The sequence below is a fragment of the Pseudoalteromonas sp. S558 genome, from assembly GCF_005886635.1.
Lineage (GTDB): Bacteria > Pseudomonadota > Gammaproteobacteria > Enterobacterales > Alteromonadaceae > Pseudoalteromonas > Pseudoalteromonas aliena.
This window is the reverse complement of the sequence record NZ_PNDU01000606.1, coordinates 1-508: the sequence shown is the minus strand read 5'-3', so window position 1 is coordinate 508 and position 508 is coordinate 1. Positions and strand designations below refer to the sequence as shown.

Annotated in this window: 1 protein-coding gene; it reads left to right on the top strand. The window is 59.4% G+C overall.

All coding sequences use genetic code 11. The annotated features are described in order from the left end of the window. Nucleotides 1–508: phage tail protein (locus CWB66_RS21625; protein WP_171037567.1), on the top strand; the 508-nt coding region annotated here is incomplete at its 5' end.

The following is a 508-nucleotide window of genomic DNA, read 5'->3' as shown; positions in this document are numbered from 1 at the left end:
GCCGGCTGGATGGCTGCTCTGCTACGGCCAGGCGGTTTCGAGAACGGCCTATGCCGCGTTGTTTGCGGCTATCGGGACGACATATGGAACCGGCGATGGAACGACGACATTCAATGTGCCAGATCTACGCGGGCGCGCGGTGGCCGGCCGTGACAATATGGGCGGTACGGCTGCCGGCAGACTGGCCAGCATATCTGGACTAGGCTCTGTCGGAGGCAGCGAAAGCGTTTCCCTTACGGCGGCGCAATTGCCAGCAAACATTCCAAACGACGCTGCCACGACAACTGCTACGTCCATAGGCGCCGGCTCTCAATTGTACGGGGGGCAGGCACTCTCGCCAGCGCCAGCGAGCCCGCCAAATATATCCAATGTTCCGTACAACGCCACGCCGATCACTGCTGTTTCGTCCAGCACTACCGTGGTGATGATCAATCCAGGCGGTGGAAGCGCTCACAATAACGTTCAGCCCACAATGGCGCTGAACAAGATCATCAAGGCTACCTACTAG